This window comes from Aliivibrio sp. S10_S31 (assembly GCF_014694495.1).
GTDB classification, from domain to species: domain Bacteria; phylum Pseudomonadota; class Gammaproteobacteria; order Enterobacterales; family Vibrionaceae; genus Aliivibrio; species Aliivibrio fischeri.
Window position 1 is genome coordinate 59,043 of record NZ_JAAUWR010000012.1, and the last position, 20,892, is coordinate 79,934.

The following is a 20,892-nucleotide window of genomic DNA, read 5'->3' on the forward strand; positions in this document are numbered from 1 at the left end:
GGTGCTAAGTATATTAATTATTGTTGAACGGCTGCTTTTGATTCCTCAATTAACTGTTCTTTAGTTAGCGATTTTTCATATTGGCTGTATTTCCACCATGCGAACCCAAGGAAGATTACGATGCCACCAACGTTGTAGAAAATGATAGTCATAATGTCAGCACCTGTTGGGAAGGTTGAAGCAAAGAAACCAACCGTAAAGATACTAATAAGAATCGAAACAATAACAAGGCCAGTAAAACGAGAACCCATTCTGAAATCACGTTCTAAGTGATCCAGTTTTAAACGTAGATTTAAGTAAGCAATCATGATGAACAGTGGTGGAAGCATAGATGCTGCCGCTGTCATGTTGATGATGGTGCTCATTAAGTCTTGTACTGTATCTGAGGCTAATGTTGGGATAAACATCAGTGGAATTACGATTAAGAATTGAATCCATGCTGCACGTTCAGGAACGCCTTGTTTATTTAGAGCTACCGTTTTTTCACCAAAAATGCCTTTTGGAATTTCTGAGAAGAAGATTTTAACTGGTGTTGCTGTCCACATTAATAGTGAGCCAAGCATTGCAGTAAATGAAACGACCCCCACAAAACGGTTCATTAAGATTTCAGATAAACCAAAGTGTCTTGCTAAACCTTCAAATACTTGAACTGAACCACCAGTAAACTTGAGAACTTCACGAGGTACAAACACGTTCGCTAAGATAGAGCCAACAGAGTAAAGTGCACCGATAAAGATACCTGCAATGATGATAACTTTAACGAATGATTTGTGACCACCTTTAATGTCGTTAACGTAAACCGCTACCGATTCAGCACCGCCAGCTGCCATGAAGATCCATGTGATTACACCAAGGAATGCCCAGTTAAATGATGGAGTCATTGCTTCAATGGTAATCGGATCTGCAGGTTCAATACCGCCAATTAATGCTCCACCTGATAATAGAATGTAAGACAGAGTAAGCAGAAGCATTAATGATGAGGTTAAAGAAGTAATTGGACCTAATAATTTTGCACCGTTATTGGATACATGAGTCGCTACAGCAAATAATAAGGTACTTAATACTGCGGTAGTAAATGGTGTAAATATGTATTCAAACCCTAAGAATGCATAAGAGGCATAAGCGATGATTCTTGGTAGAAGTGAGGTGAAGAAAAATAGGTTAACAAACCAATAAGTATAAGCGGTAATGAAAGCCCAACGACCGCCTAATGAACTTTTTACCCAAGCGTATACGCCGGCTTCTGAGTTTTTATTTAAAGATACAAATTCGGCAACAATCAAACAAAAAGGAACGAAATAGAAGAGGGTAGCCAAAAAGAACATGGGTGCAGAAGATAGCCCGATTTCAATATTGTTGTTAATGATATTATTGAAGCTATAAACTGCAGCAAAAGTCATAGACAGTAAGGCGAATTTGCCTATCGTGCCACGAGTTGATGTAGACATAAGGTACTCCGATGAATCACATATTGTAGGGATACCAATCCATTTATTATATAAGTAATGGTATTGGTATGGAGGGATTTGGTCATGCTTATAAACCAATCCCTCCTTATTTTTTGGCTCTGAATGTAGTTTCAGATACCGTTTTATTATTGTTTTATTGCGGTGTTGCTTAGTTTACTTATTCAGGAAATAGCCATCTTCGATTGTGACTTTTAAAACCACTTTACGAACACGATTATCACCGTGGAATTTATAGGCTTTGCTGTTATCAAATACCGCGACTTGACCTTCACAAAATTGGTGTATTTGACCATTACCGTTTAGGTGTTCACGATCCGTTTCATCGGAATATGCTTGCACGCTTTCTAGTTCAGACTTATCTGCGACCTCAACCGTTTCACGGCCTTCTAGGTAGTAATGAATATCAAAGTATCGGCGGTTACCAACAAAGGTTTCTGTATTTTTAGCAATGCCATCTTCAATCATGTAGACCAGAGAATCGCCAATGGAATACATGATCCCATCACGTAGATTGCCAATGTTTTCAATTGCTTCTACACAACGATTCCATTTACGGCCGTCGCGATATACCACTTTAAATTGTTCTAAGTTGTCTAAAATGATCATTACTTTTCTCCGCCTTCAATTGTTGTTTTTGAAGTGAATGCTGTGTTTGAGATGAATGTGTGATTCGCCAATGCTTTAGGTGAACAGCCACCTTGTTGAAATGGAACCAAAGTCAGTGCGTATTGGAATTTATCCATGTAAACACGGTATGAATCTAACACCTCAGAGCCCCAAGAGTTTGAGCCTAATCCCATTAACTTATGGTCAAGGTTTAGGGTGATGTAACCACTCTTCTCAAGTTCAATGGTGTGCTGCGCTTCATGAATGTTTTGGTTAGTGTAGAACCAAGCACTGAAGTTGATTTCTTGCTCAGGTTTAACAAACAGACCACTACCATGACGGTTAGCAAGCGATGCCCAACGAACGTGCTGACGGTTACCGTTGTTTTGTGGGAACGGGTAGTTTTCAAACATATTCGCTACCGTTGTTTGGTATACATCAATCATGTTTGCTTGTTGGCTGTCTTGGTAGTTTTCTTCTGGGCCACGACCATAGTATTGAACTTGGTCAAAGTCATTATTGATACCAAGATCCAAACCAATCACAGGGATCACATGAGGGTAATCACCGTAACGTTCACCAGAGAGTTGAATGTTTAGCTGACCTTCTTTGTTGATTTCATACACGTAAGTACAACGCATGCCAAAATCAAACACAGGTGGGGCAATAATGCTGGTTACTGTGAAAGTCGCTTTACCGTTTGAGGCATCAAGTTCAATAGAGCGGAAATGCTCTTGCATGATTTGAAGATGCGCAGGCTCCCACAGACCTTCATGTTCCTGCTTATGGTTATCCACCATTGGCTTGAAGAAATTCAATTTAGGTGCGCTTGCAATTAACTCATCACCATTCACAACCCATGAGGTTAATTTACCGTTCACTTTCGAGAAAGTAAGTGCGAAGTTCAGCCCTTTTACTACATAATCCAAACGAGACGCTGTGATATCAAGTGCGATTGCATTGCTGTTTGTGAAGACAGGCAGTTGTTCTGTTTTCTCTTTCAATTGAACTTGGTAAACCGCAATATCGTGATTCGCTTCGCTATACAGAGTGCGAGAATCTTTACGTACTGTGAAATTAACGAATGTTTCGCGTCCATCCAGTTCAGGTAGTGTGATTTCAATATCTCGGCTTGAGTTTTCAGTTAAGCCTTCCATTTTGAATGTGGTGCTTTGTAGCGTTTCGCCTTCAGCACGGATCTCAGCGGTAATGGTGTAGTCATCAAGGTTTGAGAACCACAACTTGTTATCGACAGTGAAAACACCGTTTGCTGCATCTTTAGCGCGAATTTTAACTGGTGCGATAACTTGCTTATATTCTTTTAAGCCAGGACCCGGAGTTTGGTCTGAATAAACTAAGCCATCCATACAGAAGTTGTAGTTGTTTGGATAATCGCCGTAATCGCCACCGTATTTTAAGAACTCAGTGCCATTTTCATCTTTAGCAAGAATACCGTGATCACACCATTCCCATACGTAATGACCTTGAATAGAATCATGTTTGTAGAACACGTTTTGGTATTCAGTTAATCCACCAGGACCGTTACCCATTGCGTGTGCGTATTCACAAATGATGCGTGGTTTATTGTGAGGGTGTTCACCAAAGGCATTCATTAGTTGAGCACGAGAGTACATAGTACTGATGATATCAACCACTTCAGCATCACGGTCTTCTTCGTAATGAACCAGACGCGTGTCATCAATTGCTTTTGCTGCATCGTACATTGATTTGATATTACAACCGTAGCCAGATTCGTTACCCAGTGACCACATGATGATAGAAGCGTGGTTTTTCTGAGCATGAATATGACGTTCAATACGCTCTACAAATACGTGCTCCCATGCAGGATCATTGGTAATGCGGCTTAAATCACCTACGTTTGCAAAGCCGTGTGTTTCTACATCGGTTTCACCCATTACAAACAGACCGTATACATCGCACAGTTCATAGAAACGAGGGTCGTTAGGGTAGTGAGCAGTACGTACCGAGTTGATGTTGTGTTGCTTCATTAAAATAATGTCTTTCTCAACACGATCCATACCGACAGCACGACCTTTTAGGTGATCGTTATCGTGACGGTTCACACCATGAAGCATGACGTATTTGTTATTGATGTAGAACAGGCCATCGCGCACTTTAATATCACGGAAGCCAACTCGGTTCGGGATGATTTCTAGTGTTTTTCCGTTTTCATCTTTAAGAGTCAGGATTAATTGGTATAGGTAAGGGTTTTCTGCTGTCCAATGCGTTGGGTTTTCCATATCGATATTGATATCAACGCTATGGTTCGTATCAAAAGAAAGCGAATTGACTGTGCCTTCAGAAACGACAGTCTGACCATCAAACAGTGTGTAACCTAGTGAATAATCAGATACAGAGTTGTTTGTTAGATTTTCTAGCTGGGCTTTACAAGACAATGTTGCACTTTGGTAGTTTTCATCAAAATCAGTGCGGATAGTAATGTCTTGAACGTGTACTTGCTCTTTACCTACTAAGTAAACATCACGGAAGATACCGCCTGTCCACCACATGTCTTGGTCTTCAATGTAAGTGGAGTCAGCCCATTGCATAACACGAACAGAAAGCAGGTTTTCACCTTGTTGTGCAAATTCAGAGATATCAAATTCAGCAGTTAAACGACTGCCTTTACTAAAACCAACGTAATTACCGTTTACGTAGACTTCAAAGTAGGTTTCTACACCATCAAACTTGATGATGGTTTGTTTGTCGTTCCATGTTTCACCCAGAGTGAACGTGCGTTGGTAAGCACCTGTTGGATTATCGCTTGGTACAAATGGAACATCAATTGGGAAAGGAAAGCCTTCATCAGTGTATTGAAGATCGCCATGACCTTCCATTTGCCACATGTTAGGAACCGTAATATTGCCCCAATCGCTCATGTGTTGAGAATAAAACTCTTCAGGAACAAGTAAAGGATTAGTAAAGAAATTGAATGTCCATTGACCACTTAATAATTGGTAATGGCTGCTTAATTCACGTTGGAATGTACGAGCAGCTTGAACTGAGTCATATGAGAAGAAGTAAGCGCGTGGAGCCATGCGATTCTCATTTAAGCGGAAGAAGTTTTCCCAATTGTTCACGTGTAGCCTCCCGGTCAGTGCCGATAGTTCTTATAAATAGGTAAATATAAATCGTAGTAAATAACTCTCTGGTAAAAGATATTAACTAAAGTTTTAGTAAAACAAATCGGTAAATTCTTTTACTTTTAACTTGGTCACATAATGAACTGAGCTTTGTGAGCGTGGTAACGTTAATCAAGTGTATTGATACAATTCATTAACTTAAATGGCTGCTTTTGGATGATATAAGAGCAAAGTGGTGAAGATGTGTTCGAAAAGGGTAGAGGGTGTATAAAGGGGGCTAGTTATTAATATAAAAAAAGCAACGCCATAAACGTTGCTTAATGTTGGTAGTAAATTTATTGGAAAATTTTACTTTTTAGTCGTATCACGTAAGCGTAATTTACTTGGAATATAAACACGTACTGGAATCGCACGTTCATCACGACGGCGCTCAAGTAATAAGTTAATGCCTTGGCTTCCCATTAGTTCAGAGTGAATTCGAACCGTTGATAAAGAAGGGAAAGTAAATTTAGCTGTTGGAATATCATTAACACTGATTAAAGCAATGTCTTCAGGGATACGTAATCCTTTTTCATGGATAGCCCGTAAAACGCCAATAGCAATCGAATCTGAGGCAATAAACCACGCATTTGGGTAATCCGTTTCTAGCATCTCTTTTGCAAGCTTGTAACCCGATGAACTTGAGAAATCACCACGATAGAGATCCGATTCGGATACCACACCTTTTAGTTGACCATATTCAGCGAATACTTCTTCACGAATGTCTGAACAGTTTTCATCATCTTGACCACCAATAAAGCCAATACGTTGATAACCTTGATTCATGAAGTAGTTGATGACTTCTTTACTGATACGAGCAAGATCAATATCAACAGAATCAAAGTTTTGCTCATGATCGGTATAATCAATATAAACAATGTTTTTGCTGATTTTTTGAATTGCTTTTAATTGTTCTTTAGTTTGACGACCGACCAGTAAAATACCATCAACTTTTGAATTCTTAATGTCTAAGCTGCTTTCATAGCTGTTAGTTAATGTGATATCAAACTTATCACATTGGGTTTCAATACCGTGGCGAATAGCAAGGTAATATGGGTCGTTTACTTCGGTTTCTTGCTTGTAATTGTATAAAGCTAGAAAGTGTAGTTGTTCTTTTGCTAATTTTGGCAATGCACTGGCTAACTTACGAGTAGAGCTTGTTTTGTATTCGAGCTTTTCTGCTATTTCAAAAATACGTCGCTTTGTTTCTTCTTTTACGCTTAGCGTCGGGTCTTCATTTAAGACACGAGAAACCGTTGCCAATGAAACTTCAGCTTCGTTGGCTATTTCCTTTAACGTTGCCATTCATCCTCCAGCCTTTAATTTTATAATATTGGCTTTATGTTACTTAATAAATGATGATTTTGATACTTAAATCTGGTTTTTACTAAAGTTTTACTCTAGTTGTTATTGGGATTTTTGATATAGGAAGCCTATTGGGGCAATCGCTTGATTAAATAGACGTTTTTTTTGGGCTAAAAAAAGCTCAGCAGTTGAAATAGCATCGACTAAAGCGTGATGAGCGGGGTAGTCTGGTAACTTGTATTGACGTCTGAGAGAAAATAAACGGAAATCTCTTTGATAACGGTTTTGTTGAATCGTATTTTGTTCAATTCTAAGGGTATCTAACCAAATTATAGGCAAATTTGGCAATTGCAGTGAAAGGAAAAATTGCTCTAAAAACCGCTGCTCAATGGTTGCTCCATGAACAACAAGAATATTGCTGGGTAAATTCGAAAAGAAACACTCCATTGCCTCTTCGAGTGAAATACCCATTTTTTGTTGCTCAGGTAAAATGTGATGCAATGAGCGGGCAGTATGATCTCTTTCTTCACGTTCATTTTCTGCATTTATTGAGATTGGCTCATTAATGATATGGTGCTGGGCACTATTGAGTTTTATTACGCCATTAATAATATGAACCCAACCAATGCTCACGATATGATCGGTTTTCGGATTTAGCCCTGAGGTTTCAAAATCCACTACAGTGAACGCCATATCATTACTGTTTTCTTTAGGACTTGGGTAAGGTGCTTTAAGAAAACGGGCTAAATAATTAGGTAACTCTAAGTTTTGTTCGATTAATGCTTGTCTCTGCTCTTCTAGGCGATGCAATGGATGACGATTAGAGAATAGTTCCATCATATGAGCGATGATATTTTTGTTCGTTAATGATTTATCAGGCATGTGTTAGACACCAAATTTCATTTTCATTAATTCTTGAAAGTTTGAAACGATACGAAACGCATCTTTTAAATGCTGACGTTCAAAACTACCAAACAAATCAGGCTGTAGTTGACTATCAATGGGTGTGTCATTTTGAATTGCTTGTAATTGGTGTTGGAAACGCAAGCGATTTGCATAATGATAAGTTTCATTGAGATCTTGATATGTTGAATCGTTAAGAACACCAACTTGGTGTAAGAACTCCATGCGCTCTGTGGTATTTAATGCAGTACCTTCTTGCAGTAGTGAATAAATACGGATGAAATCAACCATACAAGAAATGGCGGCTTTTTTGATATTTAACACCTTATTGTTATTACCATCTTTCTCTAATACCAAATGCTTAAAGATGCCAAGAGGTGGGCGGGTTCTTAATGCATTACGTACCAGAGCTACGGTTAACTGCATATTATTGCTTACCAGTTCATGGCGGCAGGAATCAACCGATTCAAAGAGTGCTTCATCACCATAAATTGGACGAATTTCTAAAAATACATTGAGATTGAGTAATAACTCGTATTCAGGGTTATTACTCCATTTGCGGTAGTATTCTTGCCAGATCTCTGCTTTTTGGCACCATTTCGGTGTAGCTGCCATAAAGCGACCTTTACACAATGTGTAATCTAATTCTGAGAGCGCTTTACATACGTACATCGAGAAATGATTAAAATAGATTCTGTCTGATTCTGTCGCATCGTCAGCAAGGATAATAGCATTGTCTTGATCTGATGCTAAATGAACTTCATTTCGAGCATGAGAGCCCGCGACGATCCATGTAAATTTACAAGGTGGCTGACCGAATTGTTCAATGGCAAGTTCGATTAATCGATACGTAAATGCATCATAAATCATACTTAATACTTGCCCAATAATACTTGGCGATGAATTGCTCTCCATCATTCCTTGAAACACAGCACTTCGTTGTTTGGATAAATCAATTAACGTCGAGATGGAATCAGCGTGACGGATTTTATCCAGTAAGAAAATAGATTGAACACTGTCATTTTGAATTAAATGTTGTGGGGTGATGAAGCCTGTAACTTGCTTTTGATGATTAAGTACCGGAATATTTTGAATATTATGCTTCATCATCAATTGAACAGCTGACATCACCAAGTCATCTTCATATACGGTATGAATTTCTTGGGTCATGATAGAGGATATAGGATCATGAACATTTTTTGCTTGAGCAACCACACGTTTCGTCATGTCCTTATCGGTGATCATTCCAATTAGATGTTTATTTTCATCGACAATAAAAGCACACGAAACGCCAACGACATTACGCATTTGATGAGCAACTGCTTGAATCGTATCGGTAGGGGATGCGATCGCTATGGTTGAGTCCGCAATATTACTGTTAGGACGAAGGTAGTTTTGATGTGCCTGTTGTTGGCTGTCTTGTTTACTATCCTGTGCACGCAAACGCGTTTTTAAACTTAAAGCAAGAGATGAAGCAACTTGAGGATAAGCCTCTACAGTTGCCATTAATGAGGTGTAATCAAAGCGATAAAGAAGCGTATTCTCTATAGCAAAAATGGAATAGCCAAACTCTGAGTCATTTTGCTGTAGGTTAAAACCAAAGATATCTTCAGAGCCTAGTTTGGCACGCAATGTTCCATCAAGATTATTCTGTTGTACTACACCTGTACGAATAATATAGAGATGGGTGGCGTTATCTTCATGAGAGATGGTTTCTTCAGGACCAAGTAATAAGATATCGACAGTTTGAGCAATATCATTGAGTGCTGTTTGTGGCAGTAAATCAAAAGGAGGTATTGTTTGTAAGAAGGAAACAATATTCGGGAGGAGTTCATTATTCATATTGTTCATACCTTCTTATTACGGTCTATTTTGATTGATAATGAGGTTATGCCTAATAAACATTGCAGGCTATTCATATTAATTGCAACCAACTGATAATTAATATGAATAGCCCCATCATTGGATGAGGCTAGAGAAGATTACCAGAATACTGAGTACAGCACTGCAAGAATAATCACAACAACGTAAGCGGCAATATTAAAATTACGTTCTGTCGCAAACATGGAAGAGTCTAATGCGATAGCTTTAGGATCATCATCATGATCTGAGTAACTTAGACTCGTGAATGCAATCACTGCCATAGTAAACAGAAGTGTGTATAGCATTTGATCCATAAACGGCATGTTTAATGGCATAAATTTTAAGAATAGTGCAAATGGGATTGATACTATTACACCAATAACGGCACCTTTACTGTTGGTTTTTTTCCAGAATAGACCTAGTAAGAATACCGCCAAGATACCTGGGCTTACTAAACCTGTGTATTCTTGAATATATTGGAATGCTTGACCAAGATTACTTAGCATTGGAGCGATTAAACAAGCGACAACTAAAGCCACGATAGCTGAAATACGACCCACATTTACAAGCTTGTGATCGCCTGCTTTTTTACCAACAAATTCTTTGTAGATATCCATTGTGAATATGGTAGCTGTTGAGTTCAGCATTGAAGCTAATGACGACACAATTGCTGCGGCTAATGCGGCAAATACAATACCTTTAAATCCAACGGGTAAGAATTGTGTTAGCCATGGATAAGCTTTATCTGCATGAGCAAGCGTAGGAACGTTGGACGTTGCAATACTTCCAAGTTGCGACATTAGCTCTGGAGAAGTGGTAATTACGTAAGCGGCGATCCCCGGAACGACGACTAGGAATGGCACGAGTAATTTTAAGAAAGCAGCGAAAATAATCCCTTTTTGAGCTTCAGCAATAGATTTAGCCGCTAATGTTCGTTGGATAATGTATTGGTTAAAGCCCCAGTAATATAGGTTTGCAACCCATAGACCACCAATTAGAACGGCAATACCCGGTAAGTTCATATATTGAGGATTACTTTGATCTAAAATCATTTCAAAGTGGCCTGGTGCGGCAGTCGCCATTTTTGATAAACCACTAAACCAACCGTCAGTACCGCCGATGAAATCAACAGCCATGTAAGTGGTTAATAGGCCACCAAGGATCAAGAAGAATACTTGAATTACGTCTGTCCAAACAACCGCTGATAACCCACCGTAAATAGAGTAGGCCAATGCAAATAATGCTAAGCCAATAATAGAATACATGAGTGGAATACCAAGAATCGTTTGCAGTGCAAGGCCGCCTAAGTATAGAACTGAGGTTAGGTTTACAAAGACATACAAGCAAATCCAAAATACCGCCAAAATGGTTTTTAAGTTTTTGTTAAAGCGTTTTTCTACAAATTCTGGAATCGTGTAGATGCCTTTATCGATAAAAATAGGTAAGAAATACTTACCAACAATGATTAAGGTTAGTGCTGCCATCCATTCATAAGAAGCAATCGCTAAACCGATAGAAAAGCCAGAGCCTGACATTCCAATAAATTGTTCCGCTGAAATATTAGCAGCGATTAACGATGAACCAACCGCCCACCAAGGTAGAGATTTTCCTGCTAGGAAATAATCTTCTGTACTTTTTTGAGAGCCTTTTTTATCTCTGGATACCCAGAGGCCAACGCCGATAATGATTGCTACATAGAGAGCAAAAACGATGATGTCGACAATACCTAATCCATTTTCTACATGAGACATTGTATTAACCTACCACTTACTGTTTTGATTTGAGGTTGGATTGTAAACGTTTACAATTTTCACGGTGGTGATAGCTGTCACAAAATGTTACAAATGGTATTATTTTCTTTGTCGTTTTCTTAAGTTGCTGTTTTTACTTGGTTATGTTGTGATTTAAGTATTTTGTTAGTTGTATTTATGTGATTTTTTTTGCTCTTGTGTAAACGTTTACATTTTTTGAAACTGATCACGATATTATTTTAAAGGCACTGGTAAACTTTACTAAAATCTAGCAGGAAGAGTTAATCATGAAAGTATTAGTAACAGGCGGAATGGGTTATATCGGTAGCCACACATGTATTCAAATGATTGAAGCAGGTATTGAACCAATCATTTTAGATAACTTGGAAAACAGCAAAGTCGCAGTGCTTGATCGTATTGAAGCGTTAACTCAAATTCGTCCTGTCTTTTATCAGGGAGACATTCGTGATGAAGCCTTTCTAGATAGTATTTTTGCTGAGCATTCTATTTCATCGGTTATTCACTTTGCGGGATTAAAAGCGGTGGGTGAGTCTGTTGCAAAACCTCTGGAGTATTACGATAACAATGTGAATGGCTCATTGGTTTTAGCTCGCTCAATGCGAAAAGCAAATGTAAAGAGCATCGTATTTAGTTCTTCTGCAACCGTATATGGTGATCCTGCTATTGTTCCTATTACTGAAAACTCACCAACAGGGGCGACAACCAATCCTTATGGTCGCAGTAAATACATGGTTGAAGAGTGTTTCTCTGATCTGTTTGATGCTGAGAACGATTGGAGTATCACTTTACTTCGCTATTTCAATCCAGTCGGTGCACACCCATCAGGCACTATGGGTGAAGATCCTCAAGGTATTCCAAATAATCTAATGCCATTTATTGCTCAAGTTGCGGTAGGCCGTCGTGAATCATTATCTGTATTTGGGAATGATTACCCAACCCCTGATGGCACCGGCGTTCGTGATTACATTCATGTGATGGATTTAGCGGATGGGCACATTGCAGCACTAAAAGCGGTGGGTGAAAAAGCTGGTCTTCATATTTACAACTTAGGTACAGGTAAAGGCTCAAGTGTTTTAGAAATGATTGAGGCATTTGCACAAGCTTCGGGCAAACCCGTTCCTTATACCTTATGTCCTCGTCGTGCTGGTGACATTGCTGAATGCTGGGCAAGTACTGAAAAAGCAGAAAAAGAATTGGGCTGGAAAGCGACTCGTAATGTGATGGAAATGAGCGCTGATACATGGCGTTGGCAGTCGAATAATCCTGAAGGTTATTAAAAGATCTAAGGTTTCAGGGAGAGATTTATAAGATAGCCCTTCCTTGAATTAGCTAATCACTTTTAAAGAGTTGAGTATAAAAATTATGTCAAATGTTGAGTTTAACCCTGTCGATCATCCGCATCGTCGTTATAACCCATTAACGGGTCAGTGGATTTTAGTATCACCACATCGTGCGAAACGTCCATGGAGTGGTCAAGATGAAAAGCCATCAACGGCTGAGTTACCACAATACGACAAAGGCTGTTTCTTGTGCCCAACCAATGATCGTATCTCAGGTGATACTAACCCAGATTATAAAGGCACTTACGTATTTGGTAATGACTTTGCTGCACTGATGACAGATTCACCAGAAGCACCGCAATCGTCTAATCCGCTATTTAAAACACAAGGGGTTCGTGGGTTAAGTCGTGTTATCTGTTTTTCGCCTGATCACAGCAAAACCTTGCCTGAATTACCTGTAGGTCAAATTCGTAATGTGATTGATACATGGAATGATCAAATTGAAGAGCTAGGAAAAGAGTACGTTTGGGTTCAAGCATTTGAGAACAAAGGCGAGGCAATGGGATGTTCTCAACCGCATCCTCACGGTCAAATCTGGGCAAACAGCTTCTTACCTAATGAAATTGAACGTAAAGAAAAACATCTTAAAGAGTATTACCAAGAACACGATTCAAACTTGTTAGTTGATTATGTTGAATCAGAACTAAAAGATGGCGAGCGCACGGTAGTAGAAACGGAACATTGGATTGCAGTTGTTCCTTATTGGGCTGCATGGCCATTTGAAACCATGCTATTGCCAAAAACACACATTCGTCGCATGAATGAACTAACAGACGAGCAACGTGATGATTTGGCGTTAGCCATTAAAAAATTAACCAGTCGTTATGACAATTTGTTTCAATGCTCATTCCCATATTCAATGGGTTGGCATTATGCGCCTTTCTTTGAAGAGGGCACTGACATTGAACATTGGCAATTACACGCACTGTTTTATCCGCCACTGCTTCGCTCAGCATCGGTTCGTAAGTTTATGGTGGGTTACGAAATGTTAGCGGAAAGCCAACGAGATTTAACCGCAGAGCAAGCCGCACAAAAACTGCGCGATGTGAGTGATGTGCATTATAAGGATTAGGGACGAGGACGCTTCGCTAAAGGATTCAGGGGTATTTGTTGTGACTATGGTATCTAACGAAGGTCACCCTGAAACCTGTAAGAGAGCTTGCGACCGACCTAAAACCTAAAAATAGAATTCCCTACAAAATTTTGAGAACAAGACTATGACAAACCTAATTAAAAACGTAAAAGATGCATTCAACTCAGTACTTTCTTATGCTCCAACGCACATCGTTCAAGCGCCGGGTCGTGTAAACTTAATTGGTGAGCACACCGATTATAACGATGGCTTTGTATTACCTTGTGCAATTAACTACCAAACCGTAGTGGCAGCGGCAAAGCGTGATGACAATATGGTTCGTGTGGTGTCGGTTGATTACGGTAATGAAACTGATGAGTTTGATATTACCCAAGAGATCACGTTCCAAGAAAACAAAATGTGGTCGAATTACATTCGTGGCGTGGTGAAATGTTTAATTGGCCGTGGTTATGAGTTTAAAGGTGCCGATATTTCGGTATCGGGTAATGTACCTCAAGGTGCTGGTCTTAGTTCATCGGCGGCGCTAGAAGTGGTTATTGGTCAGACGTTTAAAGAACTGTATAACCTAGACATCAGCCAAGCAGAAATCGCACTCAATGGTCAGCAAGCAGAGAACGAATTTGTTGGTTGTAACTGCGGCATTATGGACCAAATGATCTCAGCAGAAGGCAACGAAAACCACGCAATGTTATTAGATTGCCGTTCATTAGAAACCACAGCGGTATCAATGCCAGAAGATATGTCAGTGGTTATTATTAACTCAAATAAAAAACGTGGATTAGTGGATTCTGAATACAACACTCGCCGTGAACAGTGTGAAGAAGCGGCTCGTATCTTTGGGGTGAAAGCATTGCGTGATGTGACTATCGAAGAATTTAACGCAAAAGCACATGAATTAGATGAAATGGTAGCAAAACGTGCGCGCCACGTGATTACAGAAAATGATCGTACCGAAGAAGCGGCAAAAGTGTTAGCGTCAGGGGACATGAAACGCATGGCGGTTTTAATGGCCGAATCTCATGCCTCAATGCGTGATGATTTTGAAATCACGGTTAGCGAAGTTGACACCTTGGTTGATATCGTTAAAAACGTGATTGGCGCAGAAGGTGGCGTACGCATGACAGGTGGTGGTTTTGGTGGCTGTATTGTTGCCTTAGTTCCACCCATGTTAGTGGATGAAGTGAAAGCCGCCGTTGAAGAATTATATGAAGCGAAAACAGGCTTAAAAGAATCCATTTATGTTTGCCAAGCAACCAATGGTGCCGGTCTGGTTTTATAAGGAATAAAGATGATAGAACAATCAACATTGTTCGAAACCATGACTCAGGAGGCGGCCAGCGATGGTCGCCTTGCTCAGTTATTCGAACTGAAAAATCAACATGGAATGCGTGCCGTATTTATGGATATTGGCGCAACGTGGTTAAGTTGCAAAGTGCCGGTTAAAGGTCAATTACGTGAAGTGTTGTTAGGGCAGTCAACCATGGCTGATTTTTTAGAACAACAAAGTTATATGGGGGTCACTGTCGGCCGCTATGCAAATCGTATCGCAAATGGCCAATTTAAAATTGATGGTATTAAACATCAAGTTGAAACCAATCAAGCAGGAAACACCTTACACGGTGGGCCTGAAGGGTTTAATAAACGTCGTTGGAACGTGGTAGAAGCAACGGAAGGCAGTGTTGAATTTGGTTTGGTATCATCGGATGGAGATCAAGGTTTTCCCGGAGATCTCGATGTGACCGTAAAATATCAACTTACCAATGATAATGAAGTCACCATTAGCTACAAAGCGAAAACGAATAAGACAACGCCGATTAACTTAACTAGTCATGCTTATTTTAATTTACTCGGGGCGGACAGTGAGCATCTAGGGATAGATCATATCTTAAGTGTTAATTCGCAAGAGTTTGTACCCACGACAGAGTTGGGCATTCCTAAAGGGCAATGGAAACGAGTGAAAAATACGAATTTTGATTTCACTTCACCTAAAGTGATTTCGCAAGATTTCATGCTCGATAAAGACCAAGAAAAAGCCAAAGGGTACGATCACTCTTTTGTTCTTGATAAAGCGTGTTCTAAGGGAGAGAGCGCTGCGAGTTTAACCTCTCCAGACAGTTTAGTCACCATGCATGTATTTACCACTAAGCCTGCAATGCAGCTGTATACTGGAAATTGGTTAGCTGGCACACCAAATCGAGTGGGAGGGGAGTATCAGGATTATTCTGGTATTGCATTAGAGACCCAATTCCTACCTGATGCACTAAATCACCCAGAGTGGGATCACCCAAGTGCCATTTTGAAACCAGATGAAACGTATCAACATCAAACTTGCTATCAATTTATTGTTTAATTAGATAGAAAAAAGGAGCGATTATTCGCTCCTTTTGATTTAGTACTTTTGATTACTGGTATTACGCATCAATTGCTTTGATTCTGAAGAACATTGCATAGAACAATGGAATAACGATTAACGTCAGGATTGTTGCAAATAACAAACCAAACATAATGGTTACTGCCATACTCTTGAAGAATGGGTCAATCAGCAATGGTGCAACCCCTAAGATAGTGGTCAATGCGCCAAGTAATACTGGTCGAGCACGACTTAAAGAGGCGTCGATAATGGCATTATATGGCAGCTTACCTTCTCTAATTTCAGCATCGGCTTGGTCTACTAATACAATGGCATTTTTCACCATCATACCAATTAAGCTTAAGAAACCTAATATCGCCATAAACTCAAATGGGGTTTGGAATATGATTAATCCAACCGTAACTCCAATAATAGCAAGTGGTGCTGTTAGCCAAATGACTAATGGCTGACGTAGCGCATTAAACATGAAAATAACCGATAAGATCATTGCAGCAAAACCATAAGGTGCTGAAATCACTAATCCTTCATTCGCATCTTTAGACGCTTTATATTCACCATACCAAATTAACTCATAACCTGATGGCAGCTCGATCGCTTCGATTTTTTGACGAACTTGATTAAATGCATCAGCGGTTAATACGCCAGGAGCGGGGTCCGCTTGCACCAGAATCGTTGGCATTCTATCAATACGGCGCAAAATCGCATCTTCCCAAACCACATCAGTGGATTCAACTAATTGGCTAACAGAAATAAAACCGCCAACAGCATGGCTGTATACTTCTGTGTTTTCAATTGCACGTTGGTGACTTCGTTCTGTTTCTGGTGAACGTGCCACAATCGGGATAAGATCATTACCTTCACGGTAAACACCGACATTACGTCCAGATAAGGTTTGTGCAATGGCCTGATTAATTTCTTGTGTTGTTAAACCAAATTGTTGTGCTTTTTCTTCTGAATAACGAGGACGTAGCACGGGTACTTGTTGACGCCAATCATCTTGAACCGCAATCAATTGTGGATCATTTAGCATGATGGTTTTTGCTTGTTCCGCTAATTGACGAAGCACGGCACTGTCTGGACCTTTAAATCCAGCTTCAATTTTTTTACCGCCCCCACGACCCAGCATGAACTTCCATACTTTGATTGATGCATCTGTGTATTTTTCATCAAGCTCACTTTGTAATTCTCCCAATAATGGCGCAATGTTTTGGTAATCATCAATATCAATTAATAATTGACCGTAACTTGGATTACGCGCCTCTGGTGAATAAGTCAGCATAAAGCGTAGACCACCGCCACCAACAAAACTGGTGATGTTAGTAATGCCTGCTTTTTGTTTTATGTCGTGCTCAATACTGGCAATAGTTTGCTCTGTACGTTTTATGTCTGAGCCTTGAGGTAAATACACATCAACCACAAATTGTGCGCGTTGAGATTCAGGCATAAAACCTGGTGGAATGTATTTTGCCCCATAAATAGAAGTAAATAAGACCATTAATAATAGGCTAAGGCTAATTACCCGGTGTTTGATTACCCAAGTTAATAATTGACGATACCAACGGCTTATACGGCCAACGGGGGCTTGTGTGTCTACCGGTTTTACTTTCAAAAAGTCATAACACAGCATCGGCGTAATGGTAACGGCAAATACCCAGCTTAGTAGCATAGAGTAAAGAATTACCCAAAATAGCGAACCTGCGTATTCACCCATATCAGATGGTGATAAACCAATTGCACTGAATGCACAGATACCTACAACCGTACCGCCAAGTAGAGGCCATTTTGTCGCATTAACCACATCAGATACGATTTCATCTCGACTATCGTTTGGCGTTGTTTGTAAGCGAACTAAAATACCATCAGTTACTACAATGGCGTTATCCACTAACATCCCTAATGCGATGATTAAGGCACCTAATGAAATGCGTTGCATCGCAATGTCTTCAATTAGCATGATGCATAACGTACCAGCAACAGTTAATAGCAATACAAAGCCGATAATGATCCCTGAGCGAACGCCCATAAAGAGAAGAAGAACAATAAATACGATCACAACCGCAGCAATCAAGTTATCAATAAAGTTAGTAACCGAAGCTCGAACCGAATCTGATTGCATTGAAATAACATTTAGCTCAATACCTAAAGGACGCTGGTTTTCTAATTCAGCAATACGTGCTTTTACGGCATCACCCATATCAACCACGTTGCCACCTGCGACATTTGAGATACCAAATCCTACCGCTCGTTGACCATTATAGCGAACCATCATACTTTGCGGTTCTTGATACCCACGAGTTACCGTTGCAATATCACCTAAGCGAAGTACTGCATTGTTATCTCCAAGATTGATTTGCAGATTAATGAGATCATTAAACGAGTTCACATTTGAGCTTGGAATTACAGGGATACGCATTGAATCGGTTTCAATACTTCCTGCAACCGTTACCATGTTCTGCTTTTGCAATACTTGGTACACTTTTTCTGCTGACACGCCAAACTTAGCCATACGCTCGCCAGACATTTCAATAAAAATGGTCTCTTGGCGTTCACCTAACGTGGCTGTTTTTGCTACACCGGGAACCAATACCAGTTCTCGGCGGAGATCATCAACATAATCTTGCAGCTGTTTATCACTAAACCCATCACCAGTCACGGCGAAGAATAGGGCATAAACATCTGAGAAATCATCATTAACGATGGATGAGCCCGCTCCCGGAGGTAACATGCGTTGTGCATCACCCACTTTTCGGCGCAGCTTATCCCATACTTGTTGCAGTGCGGCTTGACTGCCTGCAAATTCAAGTTTGATCTCAACTGTTACTTCAGACATGCCTTGTTTCGATACAGATTTTATTTCTTTCACTTCTTGAAGAGATTGAACCGCACCTTCAATGATGTCAGTGACTTCATCTGAGACTTCTTGTGCTGTTGCACCTGAATAAGGAGTATTAATCACCGCTTGGCGAATAACAAATTCAGGATCTTCAAATCGTCCGAGTTTTAAGTAACTTAAATAGCCACCAAATAAAATTAATGCAATAAGCACCCATACGGAGGTACGCTTAGCAATAGTGTAACGTGCGATATCCATACGTTATTCCTCAACCTGTGAAGAAAGCGCGTCGGTATATGGTCTCACTTCCATGCCTTCTTTTAAGCTAGAAGCTCCTGCAGTAATAATACGTTCACCAGTATGCAAACCATCATTAATAACAATGCGGTTTGATACTAAGGTTCCTGCGTTAATAATACGTTTTTGAACTTTATTCTCTTGAGTCACAACCCATACAAATTGGCCGCCTTGGTTGTCCGGCACAACCGCTGTTAGTGGTACTGTGATAAGTAATGATGCTTGATCTTGTTCATCTGAATAAACAGGCACGACTTTAACTGTCATCCCTGGAAGTACATTGAAACCACGAAGATCTTCAAATGTAAGAACAACAGGATAAGTTTGTGTGATTGGATCCGCTTGTGTTCCATAGGTGCTTAGCACAAGAGGAAAGGTTTCATTACGAAGGGCACTGATTTGAGCTAGTGCTTTCGAGCCTTTTAAATTCCCTAACATTACGCTATCAGGGATATTGATAAGTACTTCTAAATCGTCAACATTATGAACCGTTAATACTGGATTATTCGCTTGAATTTGAACGTGATTATCAATCATTTTTTTGCCGATTATACCGTCAAATGGTGCATGTAGCTGTGTATACTCAAGCTGGCGTTGTGCTTCATCTAAACGGTTTTTAGCTAGTTGATAACGAGTGATTAAGGTATCTAAATCACTTTTTGCTATCGCTTGGCTTTTTTCATATATGGCTTTGCCACGAGTGTATTCAGCTTTGCTGTTTTTGTATTCCACACGAGCAGATTCTAGCGCTGTTTGTGCATCACGAGGATCAAGCTGAGCTAATAGTTGTCCTTTTTTAACTTGTTGACCTTCATCAACCAACACATTGATCACGCGACCGCTCATTCTAAACGCTAAATCTGCGCGTTGTGCAGAGCGAACTACGCCATTAAAACGCAGCTGTGCATTAGCACTAGGAGATATTATCTCAGTCAGTGCTGGTCTAATTGTTGGTTGTGAGATCTCTTTAGCTACTTCATTAGTGTCACAACCAGAAATTACCATGGAGCCAACAGCAAGACTTACTGCGATGGCCGTTTTTTTAATTAACATTAATGTAGAAGTGGTAGAACGCATTTACTCAGTCCTCATGAAAGAGCGATTAATCCAATAAATTGATTGATGGAGTTTTACAAAATAAAAGTAAACTCTGGAGTTTATTTTATACGTAAAAAGCATAAAGTAAACTCAAAAGTATACATTTGTTTTGGGAATGGTTAGACTAGTTCACATAGATTGGAGGGGACATGCAAAAGAAATTGACAAGATCGCAACAAAAACACTTAGATATCATTAATGCAGCAAAAGAAGAATTCATTGAATTCGGCTTTTTAGCCGCGAATATGGATAGGATCACATCGTCTGCCGAAGTGTCTAAAAGAACGCTTTATCGACATTTTGAAAGTAAAGAAGTGTTATTTGAATCAGTGCTTACCATTATTAATGATTCAGTGAATGAAAGTGTATCTTATCATTTTGACTTTAAAAAAAGCATGGAAGAACAGTTAACTGAGATAGCTTACAAAGAAATTGATGTTCTTTATAAAACCTATGGTATTGCTTTAGCCCGTACGATTGTGATGGAGTTTTTACGCCAACCAGAGATGGCGAAGCATCTTATTCAAAATATTTACAGTATTCGTGCTATCACTCAGTGGTTTAGAAGTGCCATTGAGGCGAAAAGACTGAAAGATATCGATCCAAAGCAAATGACGGATGTGTATGTGAGCTTGTTTCAAGGATTGTTTTTTTGGCCTCAAGTGATGCATTTGGATATTGAACCACAAGGGAAAGAGCTAAGACAAAAAATAGAAACACTAACCACAATTTTCTTACAGAGTTATGGGGTTGCTGAGTAGACCATTTGTATAAAGATGTAAATATGGACCATATTCTT

The 20,892-nt window shown here is 39.7% G+C and carries 14 protein-coding genes; 5 read left to right on the forward strand and 9 right to left on the reverse strand.

Annotated elements, in window-relative coordinates; translation table 11 throughout:
* Positions 1-17 precede the first annotated feature (17 nt).
* The 7 genes from HC728_RS11845 to HC728_RS11875 all read right to left on the reverse strand — a co-directional run bounded on the left by HC728_RS11845 (position 18) and on the right by HC728_RS11875 (position 11,040).
* Entirely contained in the window at positions 18-1,448 is a 1,431-nt protein-coding gene (locus HC728_RS11845; protein ID WP_012535169.1) for an amino acid permease, read from the reverse strand.
* Positions 1,449-1,622: 174 nt separating this feature from the next.
* Positions 1,623-2,075 carry a beta-galactosidase subunit beta gene (locus tag HC728_RS11850; protein WP_054775510.1) on the reverse strand — a complete coding sequence of 151 codons (453 nt, stop codon included), beginning with the start codon at positions 2,073-2,075 and terminating at the stop codon, positions 1,623-1,625.
* Positions 2,075-5,176 carry a beta-galactosidase subunit alpha gene (ebgA, locus tag HC728_RS11855; RefSeq protein WP_081302340.1) on the reverse strand — a complete coding sequence of 1,034 codons (3,102 nt, stop codon included), beginning with the start codon at positions 5,174-5,176 and terminating at the stop codon, positions 2,075-2,077. The genes HC728_RS11850 and ebgA overlap by 1 nt, the downstream gene beginning before the upstream one ends.
* 351 nt (positions 5,177-5,527) lie before the next feature.
* Positions 5,528-6,523 carry a transcriptional regulator EbgR gene (gene ebgR, locus HC728_RS11860; protein ID WP_005422344.1) on the reverse strand — a complete coding sequence of 332 codons (996 nt, stop codon included), beginning with the start codon at positions 6,521-6,523 and terminating at the stop codon, positions 5,528-5,530.
* A gap of 102 nt (positions 6,524-6,625) precedes the next feature.
* Positions 6,626-7,405 (reverse strand): 3'-5' exonuclease, encoded by a 780-nt coding sequence (locus tag HC728_RS11865; RefSeq protein ID WP_054775512.1) that lies wholly within the window; start codon positions 7,403-7,405, stop codon positions 6,626-6,628.
* Between the two features lie 3 nt (positions 7,406-7,408).
* Positions 7,409-9,268 (reverse strand): DUF294 nucleotidyltransferase-like domain-containing protein, encoded by a 1,860-nt coding sequence (locus HC728_RS11870; RefSeq protein ID WP_065640174.1) that lies wholly within the window; start codon positions 9,266-9,268, stop codon positions 7,409-7,411.
* 140 nt (positions 9,269-9,408) lie between these two features.
* On the reverse strand, positions 9,409-11,040 hold the full coding sequence (locus HC728_RS11875) for a sodium/sugar symporter (protein ID WP_005422351.1): 1,632 nt from the start codon (positions 11,038-11,040) through the stop codon (positions 9,409-9,411).
* 287 nt (positions 11,041-11,327) lie between these two features.
* Here HC728_RS11875 and galE point away from each other — a divergent pair, with 287 nt between their 5' ends.
* The 4 genes from galE to galM all read left to right on the forward strand — a co-directional run bounded on the left by galE (position 11,328) and on the right by galM (position 15,844).
* On the forward strand, positions 11,328-12,338 hold the full coding sequence (galE, locus tag HC728_RS11880) for a UDP-glucose 4-epimerase GalE (protein ID WP_012535567.1): 1,011 nt from the start codon (positions 11,328-11,330) through the stop codon (positions 12,336-12,338).
* 85 nt (positions 12,339-12,423) lie between these two features.
* Entirely contained in the window at positions 12,424-13,473 is a 1,050-nt protein-coding gene (locus HC728_RS11885) for a UDP-glucose--hexose-1-phosphate uridylyltransferase (RefSeq protein WP_190395529.1), read from the forward strand.
* Positions 13,474-13,618: 145 nt separating this feature from the next.
* A complete protein-coding gene (galK, locus tag HC728_RS11890; RefSeq protein WP_065640175.1) occupies positions 13,619-14,773 on the forward strand; it encodes a galactokinase in 1,155 nt (384 codons plus the stop codon).
* Between the two features lie 9 nt (positions 14,774-14,782).
* Positions 14,783-15,844 (forward strand): galactose-1-epimerase, encoded by a 1,062-nt coding sequence (galM, locus tag HC728_RS11895; RefSeq protein WP_065640176.1) that lies wholly within the window; start codon positions 14,783-14,785, stop codon positions 15,842-15,844.
* 61 nt (positions 15,845-15,905) lie between these two features.
* On the opposite strand, the gene HC728_RS11900 is transcribed toward galM, so the two are convergent.
* Together HC728_RS11900 and HC728_RS11905 are read right to left on the reverse strand one after the other, a co-directional pair.
* Positions 15,906-18,956, reverse strand: a complete 3,051-nt coding sequence (locus HC728_RS11900) for an efflux RND transporter permease subunit (RefSeq protein ID WP_054775516.1) — start codon at positions 18,954-18,956, stop codon at positions 15,906-15,908.
* A gap of 3 nt (positions 18,957-18,959) precedes the next feature.
* Positions 18,960-20,072: an efflux RND transporter periplasmic adaptor subunit gene (locus HC728_RS11905; protein ID WP_065640177.1), complete on the reverse strand. Its 1,113-nt coding sequence runs from the start codon at positions 20,070-20,072 to the stop codon at positions 18,960-18,962.
* Between the two features lie 170 nt (positions 20,073-20,242).
* Between HC728_RS11905 and HC728_RS11910 the strand changes: the two genes are divergently transcribed.
* Positions 20,243-20,854 (forward strand): TetR/AcrR family transcriptional regulator, encoded by a 612-nt coding sequence (locus HC728_RS11910; RefSeq protein ID WP_012534740.1) that lies wholly within the window; start codon positions 20,243-20,245, stop codon positions 20,852-20,854.
* Positions 20,855-20,892: the final 38 nt, after the last annotated feature.